The organism is Breznakia pachnodae, from assembly GCF_030814225.1.
GTDB classification, from domain to species: Bacteria; Bacillota_I; Bacilli_A; order Erysipelotrichales; family Erysipelotrichaceae; genus Breznakia; species Breznakia pachnodae.
The window spans coordinates 206,461-227,705 of sequence record NZ_JAUSUR010000002.1; the positions used below are offsets into that span (position 1 = coordinate 206,461).

Annotated in this window: 21 protein-coding genes; 8 read left to right on the top strand and 13 right to left on the bottom strand. The window is 32.9% G+C overall.

Going from position 1 to position 21,245, the window contains the following annotated elements; genetic code table 11:
* The first annotated feature begins 66 nt into the window (after positions 1 to 66).
* The 4 genes from J2S15_RS07055 to J2S15_RS07070 are packed head-to-tail and all read left to right on the top strand — an operon-like array spanning position 67 to position 2,758.
* Positions 67 to 804 (top strand): GNAT family N-acetyltransferase, encoded by a 738-nt coding sequence (locus J2S15_RS07055; protein ID WP_307406790.1) that lies wholly within the window; start codon positions 67 to 69, stop codon positions 802 to 804.
* 2 nt (positions 805 to 806) lie between these two features.
* Positions 807 to 1,466, top strand: coding sequence for a DUF4272 domain-containing protein (locus tag J2S15_RS07060; protein ID WP_307406792.1), 660 nt, complete (start codon positions 807 to 809; stop codon positions 1,464 to 1,466).
* A 3-nt stretch (positions 1,467 to 1,469) separates the two neighbouring features.
* Complete coding sequence (locus J2S15_RS07065; RefSeq protein WP_307406794.1) at positions 1,470 to 2,306, top strand: DUF6966 domain-containing protein; 837 nt, start codon at positions 1,470 to 1,472, stop codon at positions 2,304 to 2,306.
* 5 nt (positions 2,307 to 2,311) lie between these two features.
* Positions 2,312 to 2,758 (top strand): hypothetical protein, encoded by a 447-nt coding sequence (locus J2S15_RS07070; protein ID WP_307406796.1) that lies wholly within the window; start codon positions 2,312 to 2,314, stop codon positions 2,756 to 2,758.
* 45 nt (positions 2,759 to 2,803) lie between these two features.
* Here the strand turns inward: J2S15_RS07070 and J2S15_RS07075 are convergent, their stop codons facing one another.
* The 5 genes from J2S15_RS07075 to J2S15_RS07095 all read right to left on the bottom strand — a co-directional run bounded on the left by J2S15_RS07075 (position 2,804) and on the right by J2S15_RS07095 (position 9,442).
* Complete coding sequence (locus tag J2S15_RS07075) at positions 2,804 to 4,228, bottom strand: glycoside hydrolase family 1 protein (RefSeq protein WP_307406797.1); 1,425 nt, start codon at positions 4,226 to 4,228, stop codon at positions 2,804 to 2,806.
* On the bottom strand, positions 4,228 to 6,063 hold the full coding sequence (locus J2S15_RS07080; protein WP_307406799.1) for a beta-glucoside-specific PTS transporter subunit IIABC: 1,836 nt from the start codon (positions 6,061 to 6,063) through the stop codon (positions 4,228 to 4,230). Before J2S15_RS07080 ends, J2S15_RS07075 begins: the two co-directional genes overlap by 1 nt.
* Before the next feature lie 58 nt (positions 6,064 to 6,121).
* A complete protein-coding gene (locus tag J2S15_RS07085) occupies positions 6,122 to 6,961 on the bottom strand; it encodes a PRD domain-containing protein (protein WP_307406801.1) in 840 nt (279 codons plus the stop codon).
* A gap of 186 nt (positions 6,962 to 7,147) precedes the next feature.
* Positions 7,148 to 7,873, bottom strand: coding sequence for an ABC transporter ATP-binding protein (locus tag J2S15_RS07090; RefSeq protein ID WP_307406802.1), 726 nt, complete (start codon positions 7,871 to 7,873; stop codon positions 7,148 to 7,150).
* A 3-nt stretch (positions 7,874 to 7,876) separates the two neighbouring features.
* Positions 7,877 to 9,442: an ABC transporter permease/substrate-binding protein gene (locus J2S15_RS07095; RefSeq protein WP_307406804.1), complete on the bottom strand. Its 1,566-nt coding sequence runs from the start codon at positions 9,440 to 9,442 to the stop codon at positions 7,877 to 7,879.
* A 186-nt stretch (positions 9,443 to 9,628) separates the two neighbouring features.
* Here J2S15_RS07095 and J2S15_RS07100 point away from each other — a divergent pair, with 186 nt between their 5' ends.
* Together J2S15_RS07100 and J2S15_RS07105 are read left to right on the top strand one after the other, a co-directional pair.
* A complete protein-coding gene (locus tag J2S15_RS07100) occupies positions 9,629 to 10,051 on the top strand; it encodes a GNAT family N-acetyltransferase (RefSeq protein WP_307406805.1) in 423 nt (140 codons plus the stop codon).
* The gene (locus J2S15_RS07105) at positions 10,048 to 11,274 is read left to right on the top strand and encodes an FtsW/RodA/SpoVE family cell cycle protein (RefSeq protein ID WP_307406806.1); all 1,227 of its coding nucleotides are present in this window, start codon (positions 10,048 to 10,050) and stop codon (positions 11,272 to 11,274) included. The genes J2S15_RS07100 and J2S15_RS07105 overlap by 4 nt, the downstream gene beginning before the upstream one ends.
* A gap of 15 nt (positions 11,275 to 11,289) precedes the next feature.
* On the opposite strand, the gene J2S15_RS07110 is transcribed toward J2S15_RS07105, so the two are convergent.
* The 8 genes from J2S15_RS07110 to tmk form a co-directional block, all read right to left on the bottom strand.
* Positions 11,290 to 11,772, bottom strand: coding sequence for a PTS sugar transporter subunit IIA (locus J2S15_RS07110; protein ID WP_307406807.1), 483 nt, complete (start codon positions 11,770 to 11,772; stop codon positions 11,290 to 11,292).
* Between the two features lie 22 nt (positions 11,773 to 11,794).
* The gene (locus J2S15_RS07115; RefSeq protein WP_307406808.1) at positions 11,795 to 12,757 is read right to left on the bottom strand and encodes a DUF7916 family protein; all 963 of its coding nucleotides are present in this window, start codon (positions 12,755 to 12,757) and stop codon (positions 11,795 to 11,797) included.
* A gap of 2 nt (positions 12,758 to 12,759) precedes the next feature.
* Entirely contained in the window at positions 12,760 to 14,169 is a 1,410-nt protein-coding gene (locus J2S15_RS07120; RefSeq protein ID WP_307406809.1) for a PTS transporter subunit EIIC, read from the bottom strand.
* Positions 14,170 to 14,265: 96 nt separating this feature from the next.
* Positions 14,266 to 15,102 carry a PRD domain-containing protein gene (locus tag J2S15_RS07125; RefSeq protein WP_307406810.1) on the bottom strand — a complete coding sequence of 279 codons (837 nt, stop codon included), beginning with the start codon at positions 15,100 to 15,102 and terminating at the stop codon, positions 14,266 to 14,268.
* A 214-nt stretch (positions 15,103 to 15,316) separates the two neighbouring features.
* Positions 15,317 to 16,165 (bottom strand): 16S rRNA (cytidine(1402)-2'-O)-methyltransferase, encoded by an 849-nt coding sequence (rsmI, locus tag J2S15_RS07130; RefSeq protein WP_307407289.1) that lies wholly within the window; start codon positions 16,163 to 16,165, stop codon positions 15,317 to 15,319.
* Positions 16,161 to 16,988, bottom strand: a complete 828-nt coding sequence (ricT, locus tag J2S15_RS07135) for a regulatory iron-sulfur-containing complex subunit RicT (protein WP_307406811.1) — start codon at positions 16,986 to 16,988, stop codon at positions 16,161 to 16,163. The genes rsmI and ricT overlap by 5 nt, the downstream gene beginning before the upstream one ends.
* Positions 16,981 to 17,946, bottom strand: coding sequence for a DNA polymerase III delta subunit-related protein (locus J2S15_RS07140; protein ID WP_307406812.1), 966 nt, complete (start codon positions 17,944 to 17,946; stop codon positions 16,981 to 16,983). The genes ricT and J2S15_RS07140 overlap by 8 nt, the downstream gene beginning before the upstream one ends.
* A 1-nt stretch (position 17,947) precedes the next feature.
* Positions 17,948 to 18,571 (bottom strand): dTMP kinase, encoded by a 624-nt coding sequence (tmk, locus tag J2S15_RS07145; RefSeq protein ID WP_307406813.1) that lies wholly within the window; start codon positions 18,569 to 18,571, stop codon positions 17,948 to 17,950.
* 125 nt (positions 18,572 to 18,696) lie between these two features.
* On the opposite strand from tmk, the gene J2S15_RS07150 reads away from it, so the two are divergent.
* Together J2S15_RS07150 and J2S15_RS07155 are read left to right on the top strand one after the other, a co-directional pair.
* Entirely contained in the window at positions 18,697 to 19,575 is an 879-nt protein-coding gene (locus tag J2S15_RS07150) for a MerR family transcriptional regulator (protein WP_307406814.1), read from the top strand.
* A gap of 63 nt (positions 19,576 to 19,638) precedes the next feature.
* Complete coding sequence (locus J2S15_RS07155; RefSeq protein WP_307406815.1) at positions 19,639 to 21,195, top strand: L-lactate permease; 1,557 nt, start codon at positions 19,639 to 19,641, stop codon at positions 21,193 to 21,195.
* Positions 21,196 to 21,245: the final 50 nt, after the last annotated feature.

Sequence of the window (21,245 nt, forward strand, 5' to 3'; positions counted from 1 at the left end):
TTCAATGATTTATTGAGAAAATTCACAAAACATTCATGTTATAATGCTTTATAAGAGGATATTTCTATGAATAATATAAAAGAACAGTTTGCAATTGATCTTAATTGTAAACCAGAAGAATTAGAAAATAATATATTTGTATATGCTTCACCAAATGATCATACTTCTGCAGAATCAAGAAGTAATGGAATTATTATCATTTACAAAGGAAAACTGTATATTCGTTTGGACCATGAAGACTTAACATTAAAGTTAGAAAATAAATACAAAGAAAAAGTGAGTGATTGGTTTTTTGAACCATCCAATATTATGCAGCTAGAATCTTTACTGCTTGAGCATGATTATTTCATCTCTGAGTGGAAAATGTATTTTCTTCCTTTTAATGATGAGTTACATGATATTGATACAACAAACTTAGTGTATTATCACGATGATGAACTTATGCAGTTCAAAGGTGATAGTCGCTTTGATGAATGCTTTATGTATGATGAGGCATATCCGGATCGCATTGGGATTGCTTATGTTGAAGATGGAGAAATACTGGGAATGTGTGGGAGTAACCAGACCGGAACCTATATGTTTGAAATGGGAATAAACACTATACCAGGAAGTGAAGGAAAAGGAATTGCACCACTATTGGTAAAAGCAACCATGAATGAAATCAGAAGAATATCAGATAATACATGTATTCCAGTATATGGAACGCAGTTCTCTCATATGCGTTCTATTAATGTGGCTTTACGTAGTGGATATAAAGCAGGATGGACACAAATTAATATCTTGAAGAAAAAGAAAGGAAATTAGTTATGATAAGTGCAGAAAGCAGAAAACAAAAATCAATTGAAAAATTAAATGAATTGGATATTCCTTATATTGAACATTTACCAGTAATTGAAACAAGTGATTCTTTTGAAGCAAGAACTGTAGAAGAAGTCGTACGTCGTGCTGCAGCTTCATTCTTTACAATTCAACATGCCTGTGACATTATGGCAGAAACGGATGTTGAACAGTCAAAGGAATTCTTTTTATCAATGCTTGATAAATGGGGATTAATGGATGATCTTACAAATAAAGAAAAAGCAATTTTTGATGGAACGAGTTCAAATCAGGATGCTATTAACATGGTCTGGAAATATGAGGCAAACTATCCATTGCTTTGGTATCTTGGACTAATTGATGAACTTGATGTTCCTAATCACATTTGTGATACCAATACCGTGATTCAGATATTCCAAAATAACGCTTCTGTGGAAGAATTATGTAAGGCATCTACTTTACGTGATGTAGAAGAATTATTGGATGAAGCAGATTTAATTTATCGTTACAACTGGGCTTGTGTAGATCATCGAGTAAACCAAAACAAAGATCCTAATTTGGATCCAGGTGTTGTATACGAAAGACACTGGGGACTTAACTGGCTGATTCGTTATGATGAAGATTGGGATTTTGTTTCAACGGACACATAAGATATGAAAAAAGATTATTATACTCAATCACTGGAGATGTTGATTTATCTGATAGATATCTATCAAATTGATAGCGAAAATAGTAATTGGATCAATTGGTTACAGGAAGATATTCGTGCATGGAATAACACTCAGAGTGTTGAGCATCATACACAGGCTTATGGTGGTACAGGCTCTTTTAATGACCTTGCACTTTTAAAGATGCCAAAAGACAAACAATTGATCTTTGATACATTAAAAGATTTTTGTTATCAGTTTACCTTCTTTTATAAACGAATTCATAGTGATCCTAACGTTTTAGAAAAAGAACTTTTACATGAAATTGTATTTAAGATAAAAGACAAAAATGTATCTGTTTATCTTATAGAGGGATTACAAAGTGGTGATTTTTTATCTTTTTATAAAGATGATCTTGTTTATAATAAAATTGTTAATATCCGCTTTACTCGTGATAGTGTTTGTATGGCTGATGATGTGATGGATAACAGTAGAACGTATCCATGTAATATCAATCACCTCTATGAGTCTATTATTACAATTGTAAAAGAACATCATTTCCTTGCAAGTATATCAGGAAATAATGTTGTATGGGTTCTATATAATCATCTTCATAAAGAAATATTATCTTATTATACAAAAGTTGATAAAGTTATCAGAATTATGAATAAACATAGTATTGATGAAGTATGTGAAGGTGAATACACTTTACACTTTCGCTATATAACATCACCAAAAGTACGTAAAGAACAATTAATGGAATCCTATAACTATAAGATGCGTGAAATGTATATTAATGGTTTAAAAGAAGAACTGGAACTTTGTGATAAGTTAGGAGAATAGTTTACATGAATAATATAGATTTCTCACAACCTGATGTCCTCCTGTTATTTGGAGGGTTAACATTCGCTATCCTTATATTTATGATAGTTCTTTTCATTGTATTTCGATTATTCAAATTGTATATTCCAAAATCTAAATTATTTAATGATGACTATATAAAACAATCAATTCGAAACACCAGTATACTAAGAAAAAGCTGTTTGGTAGTGTTTACTATTCAAGTCATAGTGGCAGTATTGTGGCATTTCAATATTATTAGTTTCATTCCTAAAGATAGTTTTCCTTTTATTGGTATCTTTATTGTATTTATGACGCTGATGATGGTGATTGGTCTTGGACCCGTTCTGGTAAGATCAAGACACTATACAAAGAATTTTAAAGAGTACTTAAATGGTACAGATATTAATAATCAAATTAGAAATAAACGAATGTATATAAATAGAAAATTGTAAAAAAGATGTTACTTCTTGTTGTTGAGTAACATCTTTCTTACTTATTTATAGAATTTTTCCATTTGTTTCAATTACTTTTTGATACCAATAATAAGATTTTTTAGGTATACGTTTTGCACTTCCTTGAAGTTTATTGTCTAAGTCTACATAAACAAATCCATAGCGCTTACTCATTTCACCACTCGAACCACTTACAAGATCAATCGATGTCCAAGCATGATATCCAATACAATTAACGCCATCAACTTCAATAGCAAGTTTCATTTGTTCGATATGTTTTCTTAAATAATCAATACGATATGTGTCATCAACGTTATTATCAACTACTTCTTCTTCACCACCAATTCCATTTTCAACAACCATAATTGGTAATTGATAGCGATTATGTAATACATTGAGTGCATATCGAAAACCTACAGGATCAATCGTAAATCCCCAAGGTGTTTTTTCTAAGTAAGGATTATCTATTCCCATAGAAAATCCAGCATTTTGCATTTTCATTTTTGATTTATCATTAGATGCTACATTAGACATATAATAAGAAAACGCAAGATAGTCAATTTTTCCATTTTCCATATCTTCTTTATCTCCAGGAAGAATTGGCAATACAATTCCAGCATCTTTGTATGCATTTAGTTGATACTGAGGATAACTACCTCGGCAAAGAATATCAAGAATAAAGAAGTCATTTTCAGATTGTTTAACACTTTCCATAACATCCAAAGGATTACATGTATTTGGATAAATAGGTATAAAAGCATTCATAATACTTACTTTTATATTTGGATCAATACTGTGTCCTAACAGTACTGTTTTCGATGTAGCTAAAATCATATGATAAACAATATCTGCTGTTGCTTGTTCTTTATTATCATATTTATCAATTTCTACTCCAGAGCTCATAAAAGCAAGAACTGAAGCATAGTCATTCTTTGGAATCGCATGGTTTACTTCATTGAATGTCATCCAGTATTTAACTTTTCCTTTGTAGCGTTCCATTACCGTTTTGGCGTAAATAAGAAATAAATCAACAAGTTTTCTATTTGTCCATGAGCCATATTTTTTTGTTAGATTAAGTGGGAAATCTATATGAACAAGTGTTACTACAGGTTCAATATTATATTCTAACAGTGCATCAATAATTTTCTCATAAAAAAGTAATCCTTCTTCATTTGGAACTTCATCATCCCCATTTGGAAAAATTCGTGCCCATGATATTGAAAAGCGATAACTCTTTACTCCAAGTTCTGCAAGTAACTTTAAGTCTTCTGGATATGTGTGATAAAAATCAATTGCGTTATGACTAGGATAAAACTCTCCCTCTTCAACTTCTTTTGTTGCCCTTCTGGCATATGTTTTTCCTCCAACAGTTATAACATCCGCAATTGTTAGTCCTTTTCCACCTTCTAAATATGCACCTTCCATCTGCGGAGCAGAAGAGGCTGTACCCCATAAAAAATTACTGTTCATTATGATGCCTCCTTTATTTCAATTGACAGCATTAATTCATTCACCTTAATATCTTTTGCATCTACAGTTATAACATTTTTATAGTCATCCGTATTTGTAACAATAAACATTACAACATTGTCATATCCTTCTTTTTCTATTTCTTCATAATCAAATTCAATCAACGTTTGTCCTGCAGTTACTTTTTCTCCTGCTTTAATTTTAGGATTAAACCATTTTCCATTTAGATTAACAGTATCTATACCAATATGAATTAATAACTCTAAACCATCTTCAGTTGTTAAACCTATTGCATGGTTTGTAGGAAATAATGTTGTTACTATTGCATCAAAAGGAGCTACTAAAACATTACTTTTCGGTTTTATTGCAATACCCTTTCCTATTGATTCAGAAGAAAATACACGGTCATTTACTTCGGAAAGAGGAATCACTTTTCCGGTGATAGGTGCAAAAACTTTAAACGTATCCAACATTCCATTTTTCGGATTATTTTCTGGTGTTAAACTATAAAAATAAGAAATGAGAAATGATACTCCAAATGAAATAGCAACGGTTCCACAAGCAACATAGAAATTTCCCATTGGATTTTCACCAGCAATGTAAGCAGGTAACCCTATAATTGAACTAGTTAATGCATATGTTCTCAGTCCAAAGATTCCAGCAAACAGACCACCTAATCCACCACCAATTGCTGTCGCAACATATGGTCGTTTATACTTCATAAGCACTCCATAGTTTGCTGGTTCAGTAACACCTAGTAGAGCACTGGTTCCTGTTGCAAATGCTAGTTGTTTTACCTGTGTTTTATGAGCTCTCAAAGCGATAGCTAAAGTAGCTCCAGCAACTGCCATATCAGCTGCCTGACCAATAGGACTAATTAATGGATCATATCCTAATTCTGCTAAGTTCGTAAATATTATTGGAATCATAAAACCTGCTGTACCACTAATTATTAAGAATGGATAAATAATTGCAGTTAATGGTATTACAAGCCAATATCCTACTGTATTACCAATAAAATCAAATATATAACCTAATCCATTACCAACCCATGTTCCTAGTGGGCCAAAAATAAATAGAGTTACACTTAACGTAATTACTATTAAGAATACAGGTTGAATGATAAATCTAATCTTTTCATTAATATATTTCTCTGTTTTCTTCTCTATAAAACTCATAAACCAAACTGCCATAATAATTGGTAAAATAGAATTTGAATATGTCACTGTTGGTACACCAACACCAAATAACCCTAACCCTTCTACTCCGTTAATTGAAGTAGACACCAATACAGTTGCTAAGGCCATAGCTAAATACGGGTTTGTATTAAGTTTTAGTGCAACTGCATTCGCTATAAAAATAGGAAGGAAGAAGAAGATTGATGTTTGGATTGCTGATAAAACTATATAAGTTGAACTATCTTCTTGTAATATTCCTGTTAATTTTAAAACTGTTAACAACGCGGTTAAAACCCCCGATATCATAAATAATGGAATAATTGGATTAATACCATTTATCAACAAATCCAATGCTGTTTTAAATGGATTCATTTTCTTAGTACTACTTTTTGTATTCTTATTTATTAATGTTGTTTGATTAATAATTTCATCATATACATGAGCTACTTCTGTTCCGATAATGATTTGAAATAACATATCTGTACTAACAATACCTATTACTATTACTCCATCTGTATCTTCTAATTCTTTTATGTTTGCTTTGCTTTGATCTTTTAATTCAAAACGTAATCTTGTAACACAATACGTTAAGCTAATAATATTCTCTTGTCCGCCTACTAAATTAATAATTGTCTTCGCGGTTTCTTTAAAATTCATAATTTTTTCTCCTTTTTGTTCAAAAAGGTTTTGCCCTTACGGTAACAAGCCAACTATTTTATTTTTTATAACTTCGACTAATGTGTATAGCCAAATATAATCTTTCATCTTTTGTCATTGTATATTGATAAGAATGATACAAGTATTTTTCAATCGTATCGATACTTTTTTCAATCACACTATCAATTTTATAAAATGTTTGATTATCTGCAATTTCGATCGCCTCACCTCTTTTCTCTTGATCATCTTGAAGTATTCTTTTCGCAAAGTACCGAAGATGTGTAATCAACCTTTGTCCATCCAATGATGTTTCATCAATACTCATCATTAATGACACTCTGATAATTTTCAAAATATCTGCTACAATTTCAGTCATTTTAACAGCTAATCCAGTATCTCTGTTTGATGACTGATTATTTACAAAATGAAGTGCAATCTGAACTGCTTCTTCTTCATCCATCGTAAGATTATAATATTCATTTATTCTTTCTACTGCATATTCTCCAATCGCATATTCTTTTTGATAAAAGTGTTTAACATCATAACTCAATGGACTCTTCAAAAATATATGATTTGAAAAGCGTTCAATTGCAAAACTAATATGTTCTAGAAAAGCTAAATAAACAAAATCATGTATTTCACTTTCTAATAAATTTGATGCATAAGTAACTACTTCATCAGCAATTGTTATATTTAATTCTGGAGTTGTTTTAAGCAATCGACTAAAGTCTTCAACTAACTTATGAGAATTCAAAATAAAGGTTTTATCAATTTCTTCTGGCAATACTTCATCTCCCACTTTTTTTCTAAACCCAATCCCTGTGGCTATAACGATTATTTCATCTTTTTGTTTAGATGCAATAATTACATTATTGTTTAGAACTTGCTTTACATACATAGAATTTCCTCCTTTAGAACAAAAAAACAGAACACACAAAAACATGTTAGTTTTTGCAAGTTCTGCCCATTAGGTAACAGTCTTGATATATCTTTTACACTTAGATTATAGCAACATAATAAATTAGAGTCAATCACGAAAAAAAAAGACAACGAATCTTATAACATCCATTGTCTAATATTTATCTTATTCACCATGTACTAATTTTTCAACATACGCATTTGCTGGATTTGCTTGTATTTCTTCAGCAGTTCCATATTGTGCAATTTCACCACTTTCCAGTACTAATATTTTCGTACCTAACTTTAGTGCCTCTTGAATATCATGAGTTACAAAGATAATGGTTACATTCGTTTCATCATGAATTCGTTTAATTTCTTCTTGCAACTGATGTCTGGTAATTTCATCTACTGCCCCAAATGGTTCATCCATTAATAGAATATCTGGAGACGCTGCTAGTGATCTGGCAATACCTACACGTTGCTGTTGTCCACCTGATAATTCATCTGGATAACGATCCAGTAAGTCTTGATCAAGACCAACAACATGAATCCATTTTTCAACTGCTGCTTTGGTTTTTGCTTTGTTTCGTTTATTTAATAAGTTTGGTACATAAGCAATGTTATCTTTTACACTCATATGTGGAAACAATCCACTACCTTGAATTGCATAGCCAATGTTTCTTCTTAACTCAATAAGATTTTCTTTCTGGATATCTTTTCCTTCTACATAAATGGTTCCACTATCTAAAGAATTTAAACCATTAATCATTTTCAACAATGTTGTTTTACCACAACCAGATGTTCCAATTAAAGTTACAAATTCACCTTTATCAATTTCTAAATTAAAGTCAGGAATAATAACATTATCGCCATAAGATTTTTTTGCATGTTCAAATTTAATGATACTCATATGTTATACCCCCTTACTCATCAACAAGCCATTCTCTATCAAGAATGCTTTCGCTACGGCTTTTGGTTCTTTTTCTTCAACTTCTACCTGATAGTTCAATTCTGACATTGTACCATCATCAATCAGATCTTCGAATTTGTCTAGTGCTCCTTCTAACTCTGGATGAGCATCTAATACTTCAGCACGTACAACGTTGTAACACATATAAGAAGGATAGAAACTCTTATCATCTTCTAATACTGTTGCATCTGCTTTTGATAACTGCCCATCTGTGGTAAAGACTACCATAACATCAATTTGTTTATTTGCTAATGCCTGATATTTTAACCCTATATCTAAATCAACTGTAGATTTAAAATTATATCCATAAGTTTCACTTAATGCTTCATAACCATCCTGGCGTTCAAAGAAATCATATTCTGCACCAAATACTAACTGATCAGAAATAGCTGCTAAGTCTGAGTATGTTTTTATATTATACTCATCTGCAATTTCTTTTCTAACAACCATACCATATGTATTATTGAATCCATATCCAGCTATCCATTCAAAGTCATACTTGTCTTTGTACATCTCTGTCATTTCACCAAACATGCTTTCATCATAAACGCTGTCTTGTTTTAGAACCGCATTCCATCCAGTTCCTGTATATTCTGGGTATAAATCAAAGTCACCTTTTTCCATTGCTGGTTGAATGTTTGATGTACCTCCACCAACATTCGTTGTAAGTTCAACTTTTAAATCCGTTTCATCTTCAATTACATACTTCAACATCTCACCCATAATCAACTGCTCCGTCATTGGTTTGGTTGCAATATGAATTGTATCGTCATTACTTTTTCCAATTCCGCTAACTGTTACTACCATAAGAACAAGGGCGCAAGCTACAGTTGCAGTTAAAGCAATTCTTGCTCTTTTCTTTTTGGCTTTAGATCTTGAGTTAATTAGTTTTTCAATTCTACCTAAAAGGAAATCCATAAAGAATGCTAATAACGCTATCATTAAACTTCCTGCTAATGTCATTGCTGTGTTGTTAGTTGTAATACCACGATAAATGGCAACTCCTAATCCTCCAGCACCAATAAATGATGCAATACCAGCTAATGCAATTGTCATAATTACCATATTACGTAATCCAGACATAATAACTGGAAGTGCTAGTGGTAATTTAATTTTATATAATATTTGTAGATTGGTACTTCCCATTCCTCGTGCTGCTTCAATAATAGCAGGATCAATATTGGTAATCCCTGTATGGGTACTTCTTACCATTGGCAGTAATGCATAAATCGTTAATGCAATAATTACGGTTGTATCCCCTATTCCTGAAAATGGTATTAAAAACCCTAGTAATGATATTGATGGTACTGTGTATATAAAGTTAACAATCCCCAAAACAATGCCAGATGTCTTTTTGTATTCACTAATAAAAATCCCCAATAACAGACCTATAACAGTGGCAATTACAATTGCAATCATTGAAATCTGTATATGTTGCATTAATAATTGTATAAAAAAATCTGAGCGTTCTTGAATCAAAGAAAAAACCTCAGCTAATAAATCGATCATATCGTTCATCCCCTTTCGATTAAAATTCGTCCTAGTAACAGTATACATATATTTTTATGTTTTTGCATTTATGAAGCATACTTTTTAAAATCTTAGATCTATTATCTCTTCAAAAAACAATAATTTCACAATGTTATTATCAATCAATATATGGTAATATGGTAGTTACAAAGGAAGAGGTATATTATGAGATTTAAAAAAGCAGAAACACAATTTGAATACTTTTCACTAATGCAGATAAGAGCAACCGTTTTTATGTGTGAACAAAATGTGGACCCACTGCTTGAAATAGATGATGAAGACAAAACTTGTGATCAGTTTGTCGTATATGACAATGATGAAATCATTGGTACTTGTCGTGTATTAAAACATGAAAGTGACTGGCACATTGGAAGAGTTGCAGTATTAAAAGAGCATCGTAAAAAGCATTGCGGGTCGTTCATGTTGAGTGAAGTAGAAAAGATTGCCAGAGAAAGTGGTGTTAAAAAGTTAGAACTTGGTGCACAAGTTGCTGCAATGCCATTTTATGAAAATAATGGATATCGTGGGTATGGTGATATTTATCTGGATGCTGATATCGATCACATGATGATGGAGAAACGCCTATGAAACAAAGTTTATCTAGAGTGCGTCAGCCTCAGAAGTTTGATTTTATCCTTACCCTCATTCTAGTCTTAATTTTTATATCTAGTATGCTAGCAATCTATGCAGCAACACCTTTGGTACCTGCATATGTTCAAACGGGTGGATTTAATGGACTTCTTGGAAGACAAATACAATTTTATGTATTAGGGATTATTGTTATTGCAGTTATTATGTATCTTGGAAATGATAATTTGTATACATTCGCTAAGATGGGATATTTTATCTTTTTAGCACTATTACTTTATTTGAATTTTGATTCACACGTACTGTATCGGTTCTTGGGAATTCATGTTCCATTTGTAACTCCAGTAAATGGAGCCACCTCCTGGATAAATTTGCCAGTGTTAGGATCACTGCAGCCTTCGGAATATATGAAAGTCATCTTAATTATTATTAGTGCATACGTTATTATTGACCACAATGCGGATAAAACAGACGATTCTTTCGAAAGTGATATTCAGTTATTTTTAAAATTAGGTAAATGGGCTGCAATCCCATTGATTTCTATATTAATTCAACCAGATACAGGTATCTTTATTATTATAATATTTACAATTCTACTCATGGTTATCTGTTCAGGAATACGAAGAGAATGGATTATTGCAGGAGTTATTATTGTCGTAGTTGCTCTTGTTGGATTCTTCTATCTGTTTTATTTCAATCAAGACTTATTTGGTAAAATATTTGGAACAGGTTATAAAGTAAGAAGATTCTATGGATGGCTATATCCTGAGCAGTATGCAAACAGTGATGGATTACAGTTATATTCATCCTTGCTGTCATTAGGTTCAGGTGGACTATTTGGACATGGTATTCAGGCAAATGTAATTTCTATACCTGAAGCACATACAGATTTTATCTTTGCAGTCATTGGAATGAACTTTGGATTTATTGGCTGTATTGCAGTGCTTGGCTTATGTGCTGCACTTGATTTACGACTCTTTATTATCGCTCAGCGTAGTAAGAGTAATGTAGAAAAACTAATGATTATAGGATTCTTAGCAATGCTGATTATCCAGCAGTTTGAAAATATTGGAATGGTTGTAGGACTCTTCCCGATAACCGGGATTACCCTCCCATTAATTTCTTCTGGTGGATCATCATTATTGTCGTATATGATTGCATTTGGAATTATCTTTAATGCAAGTATGAAAGCAAAAAAACTATCTGATTATGTCTATGACTAATCAGATAGTTTTTCTTTATTTTCGCTTATATTGAAATATGTAATTTTCTTTAGCTTTTGCTAACCCTAAATTCTTGCTTACTATCTCAAACCTATCTTTATTGGTAATTACAACTGCTGTTTCAGTTGAAATGTTTTCTTTTTTAAAAACATCAAAATCAATTGAACACAGTAATGTTCCCACCTCTACATTTTCTTCGACAGACACATATGATGTGATTCCTCTTCCATCTAACTCAACTGAATCAATTCCTACATGAATCATAACTTCAAGTTCATCTTCTCCTATGATTCCATATGCATGCTTCGTATCTGCTACCACTGCAAGTTTTCCTTTGATTGGCGAATATACATTATTATCTGATGGAACAATACATACTCCATCCCCTAATGCCTTCTGTGCAAATACTGGATCATTCATTTCCTCAATTGCTTTTACATCTCCATCTTGTGTTGCAAATACAAGATTTTTCTCTTTTTCCATATCCATCTCTTTCATATATGTTTGTCCTCCTGTTTTCTTATCTTAGTGGTGATTGAGCCATTCTACGATATGTATGTCTCTTTCCTTTTACTGCAATACAAATATCCTGCATTGCCTCTGGTAATGTAACACTTTCAAATACACCACCTGCTGCTATATTAAACATATCGACTCCACATGTTTTGTTATCAACAATAATTCTTTCCAAAACGCTACTGCTTGATGCTTCCAAAGAATGGGCAACACTTGAAGCTGCTAATGCTTTTCCTTCATGAATTGCATCTACAATCTTCGTTACATAATCCAACGTAAATCCTGGCACAATTCCAACTGCAGGAATATCAATAATATCTGCTCCTGCTTCTGCTAGTCCTCTTACAAATTCTGGTGTTACCATATCTCTTAGATTATGAGATGGGAAATCTCCATCAATATTGCCTGGCCCATGTGGAATTCCTGCTTCAATTACAATCTTGTCACCGAAGTTTTCATTTGCTTCTTTTACTGCTTTGGTTAGTGCTTCTTGTCCATATCCACACAGACAGATAAAGTCATATCCTTCATCTACTAAATACTGCATCATTTCTGTTGAATAAATTGATTCTTTGTAGATACCACCAAATACTTCGTTTTCATCTCTTGGTACTAACAGAATCATTCCTACTGGACGTCCAGTTAATTTCTTTATTTCAGGAATGGTCCAGCCTTTTCCCATTTCTACCTGCAAAAACTCTTTTGAGAATTTGTCATCTTCACTGTTTTTAGATGGTAATCCTGGTAACTGTAAGTTTCTAGGATCATATCCTTCTAATGTAATATAGTCTGCTCCAAATGATGCTACAAGTTCTGCATTTGATACTTTCTCTACATAGTTAGCCGCAAATGGACATACATATGCTCCTACTACTCTTCCTTCCGATGCACGTATTCCATCTAGAAAATCTTGCTTACTTAAGTTTGTTAATTGGGTTGGTGTTAATTCTAAAAATCGCTTACTCATTATTATGCTTCCTCCTGTGCTGTTTTTAATCTATATTGTGGAATAACTTCTTCATCTCCTGCTTTGTATCCCCAAATCCATGTTCCAACAAATGCAATCACTGCTGTAAAGATTGCTCCAATTACCCAGTATACAAATGTATCTGTGAAATATAATGGAATAGAACCTAATGGTGATAATCCAAGTGATAATGCTGATACATTAAATAGTCCATAGAATGCTCCTCCAATTCCACTACAGATACAACTGATAATAAGTGGTTTCTTTAATGGTAAAGCAACTCCATATAGTGCTGGTTCTGTTAATCCAATACCAGTTACGATTGCTCCAGTTGCTGCAACAGATTTAAATTTTGGATTCTTTGTTTTAATATAAACTGCTAATGATGCTGCTGCTAATCCACAGTGTGCAATTGACATAAGTGGCATAATGTAATCAACACCTGTTTTCGCAATGCTATCTAACATTAATGGTACAAAACTTAAATGAGTACCTGATAATACAATTAATGGATATAAAGCTCCAAATAATATACTTGCAGGTATACTTGCTACTGCATATAAACTTGCATATCCATTCGCTAATAAATCACTTGCCCATTGTGAGAATGGTCCAATAACGATTAATACTAATGGTCCTAAAATTCCAATTTCTAAGAAAGGCACAAGTACTGTATTTAATGATGCAGGTACTATCTTTGTTAGTATCTTTTCCGTTTTTGATAATAAGTATACTGACAATAGTGGTGGTATTACTGATGAAGAATAACTCAACAAACGAATTGGTAAAACTCCAAATAAAGAAATTGAGGTTGTTTCTTCAGTAAGTAATGATAACCATGTAGGATGCATCAATACTCCTACAAGTGCTACTGCCATATATTTATTACAGTTAAATCTGTCTGCTGCACTAATTGCTACCATAAATGGCAAGAAATAAAACGCTGTATCTCCCAGTACTGCTAATGTTGTATAGACAGCATCACCATCCATAATAATTCCAGTTTTAAGTAATAAAATCTGGATTCCTGTCATCAACCCTGATCCACAAATTGCAATAATCAAAGGTGTAAATACTGCAGACATTGTTTCCGCAAATGCACTAATTGGATTAAACTTTTTCTTTTCTTTTGGTTCACTCTCCTGTGCATCTACATTATCTCCACTAAAATCACCTAGTTTCATTAACTCATTGTAGACATCTTTTACTTTATCTCCAATCACAATTTGGAATTGGTCAGCAGAGTCTTTCGTTGTCATAACCCCTTCAAGAGCTCTTACTCCTTCTTTATCTACTACACTATAATCATATAAAGTTAAACGTAATCTTGTATGACAATGAATTGCTTTTTTAATATTTTCTTTACCACCAACGAGTGGTAACATATCTTCGATAAATTTTTTGTTATCCATAATTTCCTCCGTTATAAATAGGTTCAGAAATAGTCTTAAGTTCTATCACTGATGATATATAAACTGCTGTAGTACTTTAGCGCTAGCAGTAATATCTTACTTCGATATAAGGTTATGAAGATGAATCATCAAATATGTTTTTTCATTCTCCGATAATTTAAAGTCATATTCACGCAATATACATTCTTCTATTTTACAGACACATTCATAACTGTCTGATAATTCTAACTTTAACTTTTCAAATAAAGATTTCTCTTGTCCATTATTCTTGGGAACTTCTTCACTCTTGAATATTCTTCGTGCAAGATATTGCAAGTGAATAATAAATCGATTATAAGAAACAGAATCTTCATTCGTATCAATTGTATAGGAATCCGTGATCGTTCTTAGTACATGTCTTGTTAGATCAATTGACTGTTCTGAAAATCCGTCATCTTTTACTCTTGAGTTAATAAAGTGAAATGCGATATAAACTGCTTCATCGTTTGGTAATCGTATATTCAATCGTTTCTCTACAATATCCAAAGCTTCCAAGCCTACTTCGTATTCTTTTGGTGCAATTTTCTTTATTTCCCACTTCAACAAGCTACTGATATCAAATCCTGCCTGATGCCTTTCAATCGCAAATGAAATATGATCAATCAACGTTAAATAGATTTTTTCATTTAACTCATCTTGCAGTCGTTTCTTTGCCATGTTGATGATTTCATCACAGACCTTTACATGCTCAATGGGAATCTCTTCAATAATCTGACTCAGTTTTTCAGCAACCCCTTTTTCCTTGGTAGAAAATATCTTTTCCGCAACATTTGAGTCAATATTATCCCCTGCTTTTTTATCAAATGCTATCCCCTTTCCTGATAAAACAAATTCTGTATTCATTTCATTTGTTGCGATAACAACATTGTTATTAAGTTTCTTCTTAATTTTCATTTTTTCACCTCACAAAATAAAAAAAGCCCAAGTACAATTAAAAATAATTGTCCCTAGGTCACGCCTCAATCTTTTTGAGTTACATTCCTATTACTGATTCTTTTTGCACTGTCATCATAGCATGTAAGGGATTTCATTGTCAAACATTTTATAAATCAAAAAAATAAAAGAGCAAAGGATATCCTACTAGAAATCCTCTACTCTCCATTTTAGATTAATTTAATCCGTGATAATCACGATACAGGTCATTTCTTGAAATCCCCTGTTCTTTTGCAACCTTTTTGATTGCATCTTTACTGCTCAATCCACAATCCACATACTGGTCAATTTTTTCTCTTAACACCGATAGTGGAATAATATCTTTCTCTTTTTCGGTTGCTTCAACTACTACAACCATTTCTCCTTTGATTTCATCTACCACTTCCAATACTTCACTGATGGTTCCTCTTAGGAACTCTTCATATTTCTTCGTTAATTCTCTAGCCAGACAGATTTGTCTGTTTCCAAGAATCTCCAAGCAACTTTTCAGCATCTTTTCAATTCGATGTGGTGCTTCATAAAAGATAATTGTATATGGTAAATCTTTTAATTCAATCAAAGCTTTTGTTCGTTTTCCTTCACCAGAATCTAAGAATCCATAGAAAAGAAATGGTTGTGTACAAATACCACTGGCTACCAGTGCATTTAATACCGCACTACTTCCAGAAACTGGGACAACATTAAATCCAGCTTCAATTACATAGTTTACTAATTTCTCTCCTGGATCAGAAATTAATGGATATCCAGCATCACTAACTAAAGCAATGTCTTTTCCTTCTTCCAATAATTTAATGATTCCATGAATACTTTCATTTTCATTATGAAGATGATGAGATATACATCTTGTGGTAATATCAAATGCCTGTAATAACTTCATTGTATTGCGCGTATCTTCTGCCGCAATAATATCTACTTCATTTAATATTTCGATTGCTCTTGGTGTCATCTCCTTTAAATTACCAATAGGAGTAGCTACCAGATAAAGCGTTGGTGCAGTGTTATGGAAACTTTTCTGACGATTAATCACTATACTTAAAATCAGGCCACAGTTCTCTGAAATCCAATAACTGGATATCTTCACTGTTTTCTATTTTTACCTGACTCATAATAATGTTATAGCTGGTAATTCTGTATTGTTTTCCATTGTACTGCACTCTGGAATTAATCTTAGGTAAATCCTTTTTTAATTCCTTGTATAATTCATCTTCAAAACGTAGACAACATTTTAACTTTCCACATTGTCCAGATAACTTTTGGATATTCAATGCTAACATCTGATTCTTTGCCATGTTGATAGAAACCATTTCAAAGTCATTCATAAAACGACTGCAGCATGTTTCCTGTCCACACTGACCAATCCCACCAACAAGTTTTGCTTTGTTTCTAGGACCAATCTGGCGAAGTTCAATACGACAATGAAAGATTGTCGCAAGACTTTTCAGCAGTTCTCTAAAGTCTACTCTTTCTTCAGATACATACACAAAGGTAACCTTGCTTTGGTCAAGTGTATATTCTGCTTCTATCAGGTTCATATCTAAACCAATCTTTTTAATTTCACGATCACAAATTTTCATTGCGTCTTTCGCTTTTTCAAGATTTGCATCATAGTTACGCAAGTCTTTATTACTTGCTTTTCTTAATACTGGTTTTAGTTCAAGATTATTCTTATAATCTTCAATCTTTGTAATATCACTCACAACCGTTGATAGTTCAATCCCACGTATGGTTTCAACTACTACTTTATCACCGACTGCGAAATTTCCATGTTCAGCTCCGAATGTATATGATCTACCATTCTCATCAAAACTTACAGGAACGACATGTGTAAATTTATAGGTTTTACTCATCGAATTCCCCCATTTCATATATAAACTGGTCTATTAATAATCCCAGATTAACTGATTTTATATTCTTATCTTTGATCGTATTTGATACGTTTAGAATATGTTCTGCCTGTTTTTTACTCATTAAGTCAATCATTGATTGATACCATGAACTATCAATTCGCTTTTCAATTAAAGCATCTTTTGCTAATAATCCTAGCATATCCAGAAAGTAGCGACAAACAAGTTTGCTGTCTAACTTGTTCTTTCCAAAACCTTCGGTCTGCAGAAATACATTTGCATCTTGATATCGTTTCAGATATTTTTCGATATAAGTCTTAAATGTATATAAGGCATGCTGATATTCTTCACATTCCATTACTTCCGCAATCTTTTTTTCAGGTATACCAAGGTAACTTAATAGGTATGCATCTAGTATATCATATTCTTCACGAAATCTCTTAAATGTATCAGCTTTATTTTGCTTTTGAAACGTAATCATCTGACATCTGGATTTGATTGTATCAAGAATCTGATCAGGATTTTCCACTAAGAGAATTGCAATTGTCTGTGATCCTGGTTCTTCCAAAAAGGTAAGTAAACTATTTAATGCACTGATAGTTGCATACTCTGCACCATCAATTACATAAATCTTTTTTCCTTTACTTTCCATATTTGTTTTAGAAAATTCTTCTTTTACTTTTAAAATATCTTCTTTCTTAATTGATATCGTTGAACCATCAAGATAAATCATATCTGCGTAGTTATTGTGGATTACTCGCATACAACTTTCACACGTTTCATCTGCAAATCCATCTTCATCACAGACCAGACTCTGCGCAAGAAGATATGCCGTTTCTTTTTTCGGAGCACTGGCTTCCCCAACAAACATATAGGCATGTGCCAAACGATCACGTTTTAGTGCGTTTTCCAGTACCTTATATACGGTTGGATGGTCCTTTCTTAGTTCCTCTTGAAACATATTATTTCACCAATTCCTTTATTAGCTTATAGGTTGCCTGAAATACTTCTTCCTCACTTTGAGAAGCATCAATCACACGAATACGATCAGGGTAACGTTTTACAACTTCATCGTATCCTTGTGCAACTAGATGATGAAACTTTTCACTTTCTTCATCCAAGCGATCTTTTTGTTGTCTTGAAGCAATTCTTGCCAGACCAATTTCTGGATCTACACGTAAAAGAATCGTTGCATCTGGCATTGCATTGTCAATTGCAAACTCATTTACTTTATAAACTTCATCAATTCCCAGTCCTCTGGCAACACCTTGGTAAGCAAGTGATGAATCAATAAAACGATCACATATAACAAGGGTTCCTTTTTCTAAAGCTGGAATAACTCTTTCAACTAAATGCTGTCTTCTGGCTGCTGCATATAACAACGCTTCACAACGACCATCCATTGCAGTGTTTTTTGAATCTAGAATCACTTCACGAATCTGTTCCGCAATATCAATACCACCAGGTTCTCTGGTCATAATAACATCGTATCCTTCATCCAACAATTGTTTGTATATTCTATTTGAGATGGTTGTTTTTCCACATCCATCATTACCTTCAAAAGTAATAAATTTTCCTTTGTTCATAGTAACCTCACATCCTTTCCTCATTATAACACTTTCCCCACCTATCATAAATGAAAACTTATATTGGATTCCTATTGACCGAACCCTTAGGGACTACTTTATAATAAGTATAGGAGGTGTAACATATGAAAACAAAAGATGTATGTAAAGTAACAGGACTTACTAGGAAAGCACTTCAGTATTATAAGCAAGAGAATCTTATTGATCCTGATGTATCGGATAATGGATACCGTGAATTTAGTGATGAGGATGTAAAGAAGTTAAAACGAATTACGATTTACCGTAAATTTGGATTATCTACTTCTGAAATATATGAGTTATTGAACAGTACAAATCTGAAGCAAGATTTAATGACTGTATTAAAAAGCAAGCAATTAGAGTTAGAGAAAAAAGAAAAGATTCAGGATGTATTTCTTCAATACATTTATAATGATACAGAAGAAGAAACATGGAAAAAACTATCTTCTATAGATAAAACAACTTCCATTAAAGAAAAAATTTTATTTTCCTTCCCTGGTTATTATGGAAGATACTTCGCTCTTCACTTTGGTCAATTTCTGGATATTACAATCAATACGCCACAGCAACAACAAGCATATGAATTTATTATAGAGTTCCTAGACAACATGGAACCAATTGTTTTTGATGATGAAATGAAAAAAGAAATTGAAGAAGTATCAAAAGTAATGGACGATGATAAAATTAAAGATATGCTACATGTATATGATGAAGTTTTTGATGATTTTGAATCTTACTATGACAAGAATAAAGAGATGCTACAAGAATATCAGAACTTTAAACAAACCCAAGAATTTAAAGAGTCTACTGGTAATCGTTTGATGAAATTATTTAAAGAAACCTTCTCTACAAATGGTTATTATGACGAGTTTCTTCCAGCGATGAGAAGACTTAGTCCACTCTATGAAACGTATTATCAAAATCTTTTAGAAGCAAGTGATAAACTCTTGGAAAAGATGCCAGAAATAAAAGATTCAACTTTATAATTATATAATTAGACTTTTTTCATCTTATCCCCTAAAATGTTAATAACTAATAGGGAGTATATTATGGAAATGATCTTAATGTTTGTATTGGCATTATTACCAATCTTTTGGTTGATAATAGCACTAACAAAATTTAAAATACCTGGATTTATTGCAAGTTTAGTTGCTTTAGGAATTGCAATTGCACTCGCAATGAGTGTTTGGAGTATGCCTGTTGTTGATACAGCTACTGCAACTCTTGAAGGCTTTGCGATGGCACTATGGCCAATTTCTCTGGTTATTATTGCAGCAGTATTTACGTATAACTTAACTGTTTATTCAGGAGCTATGAATGTAATCAAAACAATGATCACATCTGTAAGTGATGATAAACGTATTTTAGTAATTTTAATTGGATGGTGTTTTGGTGGATTCTTGGAAGGAATGGCAGGATTTGGAACCGCTATTGCAATCCCAGCAAGTATGCTTGTTGTACTTGGTTTCTCACCAACCAAAGCAATTCTTGTCTGTCTGATTGCAAATGGAATGCCAACCATGTTTGGTTCGATTGGAATACCAACGGTAACACTTGCAAATCTGACCGGTTTAGATCCATTAAAGTTAGGATTTATTTCAACACTGCAGGCAGCACCATTACTGTTCATCTCGCCATTCTTGATGGTGATGTTAGTCGGTGGAGGATTCAAAGCATTAAAAGGGGTAGCTGGAATTACAGCTTTATCAGCAATCTCATTTATTCTTCCACAGATGCTAGTTGCTCGTTTTGTGGCTGCAGAATTGCCAGTTATTGTAGGTAGTGTATGTTCTCTGATTGTGACTTTTGTGGTTGCCAGCAAATATAGTAAAAATCATACAACACCAGAGGAATATCATATGGAAGTAGAAGAAAATGACACTCAGATTACTGTGCGCTCAGCATTAGTTGCATGGTCACCTTTCATCTTAATCTTTGTATTATTATTACTTACAAGTAAGATGGTTCCATTTATCAATGAGCCATTGAATCGAATTTCTTCTTCTGTGCAGATTTACACTGGAGAGAATGCAACACCTTATCTTTTCACATGGGTTGCAACCCCTGGAGTGCTGATTTTCTTATCAGCTTTTATTGGTGGTAAGATACAAAAGTTAAGTTTTGGTGGAATGTTTTATGTATTAAAAAACACGATTATTCAAATGTCAAAGACAGTAGTTACCATGCTTGGCGTATTGGGTACTGCAAAAATCATGGGTTACAGTGGTATGATTGGATCTATTTCTGAATTGCTAGTAACCGTAATGGGTTCGTTTTATCCACTTGTGGCACCTGTTCTTGGAGGTCTAGGTACCTTTGTAACTGGTAGTGGAACCAGCTCTGAAGTTCTTTTCGGAAATGTCCAAATGGAAGCAGCAAGTGCAATTGGTGCAAACAGCTATTGGTTGGCTGCCGCAAATTCACTTGGTACTGGAGTAGGTAAAATGCTATCACCACAAAGTATCGCTATCGGCTGTGCAGCAACTGCATTGGTTGGTAAGGATGGAGAAATCTTAAAAGGCATTGCAAAGTATGCCCTGCTTTATCTTATTATCATGGCTTTGATTGTTTACTTTGGCCAGCCATTAGTTAATCTTCTTATTTAGATTATCTACACAGAAACAATGCAGGAAAATAATTACCTTAATTCATTAAA

Coding starts and splice junctions, on each gene's coding strand:
- J2S15_RS07055 (WP_307406790.1), top strand. CDS start 67: ATGAATAATATAAAAGAACAGTTTGCAATTGATCTTAATTGTAAACCA.
- tmk (WP_307406813.1), bottom strand. CDS start 18,571: ATGAACAAAGGAAAATTTATTACTTTTGAAGGTAATGATGGATGTGGA.
- J2S15_RS07060 (WP_307406792.1), top strand. CDS start 807: ATGATAAGTGCAGAAAGCAGAAAACAAAAATCAATTGAAAAATTAAAT.
- J2S15_RS07080 (WP_307406799.1), bottom strand. CDS start 6,063: ATGAATTTTAAAGAAACCGCGAAGACAATTATTAATTTAGTAGGCGGA.
- J2S15_RS07110 (WP_307406807.1), bottom strand. CDS start 11,772: ATGAAAGAGATGGATATGGAAAAAGAGAAAAATCTTGTATTTGCAACA.
- J2S15_RS07140 (WP_307406812.1), bottom strand. CDS start 17,946: ATGTTTCAAGAGGAACTAAGAAAGGACCATCCAACCGTATATAAGGTA.
- J2S15_RS07105 (WP_307406806.1), top strand. CDS start 10,048: ATGAAACAAAGTTTATCTAGAGTGCGTCAGCCTCAGAAGTTTGATTTT.
- J2S15_RS07075 (WP_307406797.1), bottom strand. CDS start 4,228: ATGAACAGTAATTTTTTATGGGGTACAGCCTCTTCTGCTCCGCAGATG.
- J2S15_RS07070 (WP_307406796.1), top strand. CDS start 2,312: ATGAATAATATAGATTTCTCACAACCTGATGTCCTCCTGTTATTTGGA.
- ricT (WP_307406811.1), bottom strand. CDS start 16,988: ATGAGTAAAACCTATAAATTTACACATGTCGTTCCTGTAAGTTTTGAT.
- J2S15_RS07120 (WP_307406809.1), bottom strand. CDS start 14,169: ATGGATAACAAAAAATTTATCGAAGATATGTTACCACTCGTTGGTGGT.
- J2S15_RS07085 (WP_307406801.1), bottom strand. CDS start 6,961: ATGTATGTAAAGCAAGTTCTAAACAATAATGTAATTATTGCATCTAAA.
- J2S15_RS07100 (WP_307406805.1), top strand. CDS start 9,629: ATGAGATTTAAAAAAGCAGAAACACAATTTGAATACTTTTCACTAATG.
- J2S15_RS07150 (WP_307406814.1), top strand. CDS start 18,697: ATGAAAACAAAAGATGTATGTAAAGTAACAGGACTTACTAGGAAAGCA.
- J2S15_RS07115 (WP_307406808.1), bottom strand. CDS start 12,757: ATGAGTAAGCGATTTTTAGAATTAACACCAACCCAATTAACAAACTTA.
- J2S15_RS07155 (WP_307406815.1), top strand. CDS start 19,639: ATGGAAATGATCTTAATGTTTGTATTGGCATTATTACCAATCTTTTGG.
- J2S15_RS07095 (WP_307406804.1), bottom strand. CDS start 9,442: ATGATCGATTTATTAGCTGAGGTTTTTTCTTTGATTCAAGAACGCTCA.
- J2S15_RS07065 (WP_307406794.1), top strand. CDS start 1,470: ATGAAAAAAGATTATTATACTCAATCACTGGAGATGTTGATTTATCTG.
- J2S15_RS07090 (WP_307406802.1), bottom strand. CDS start 7,873: ATGAGTATCATTAAATTTGAACATGCAAAAAAATCTTATGGCGATAAT.
- J2S15_RS07125 (WP_307406810.1), bottom strand. CDS start 15,102: ATGAAAATTAAGAAGAAACTTAATAACAATGTTGTTATCGCAACAAAT.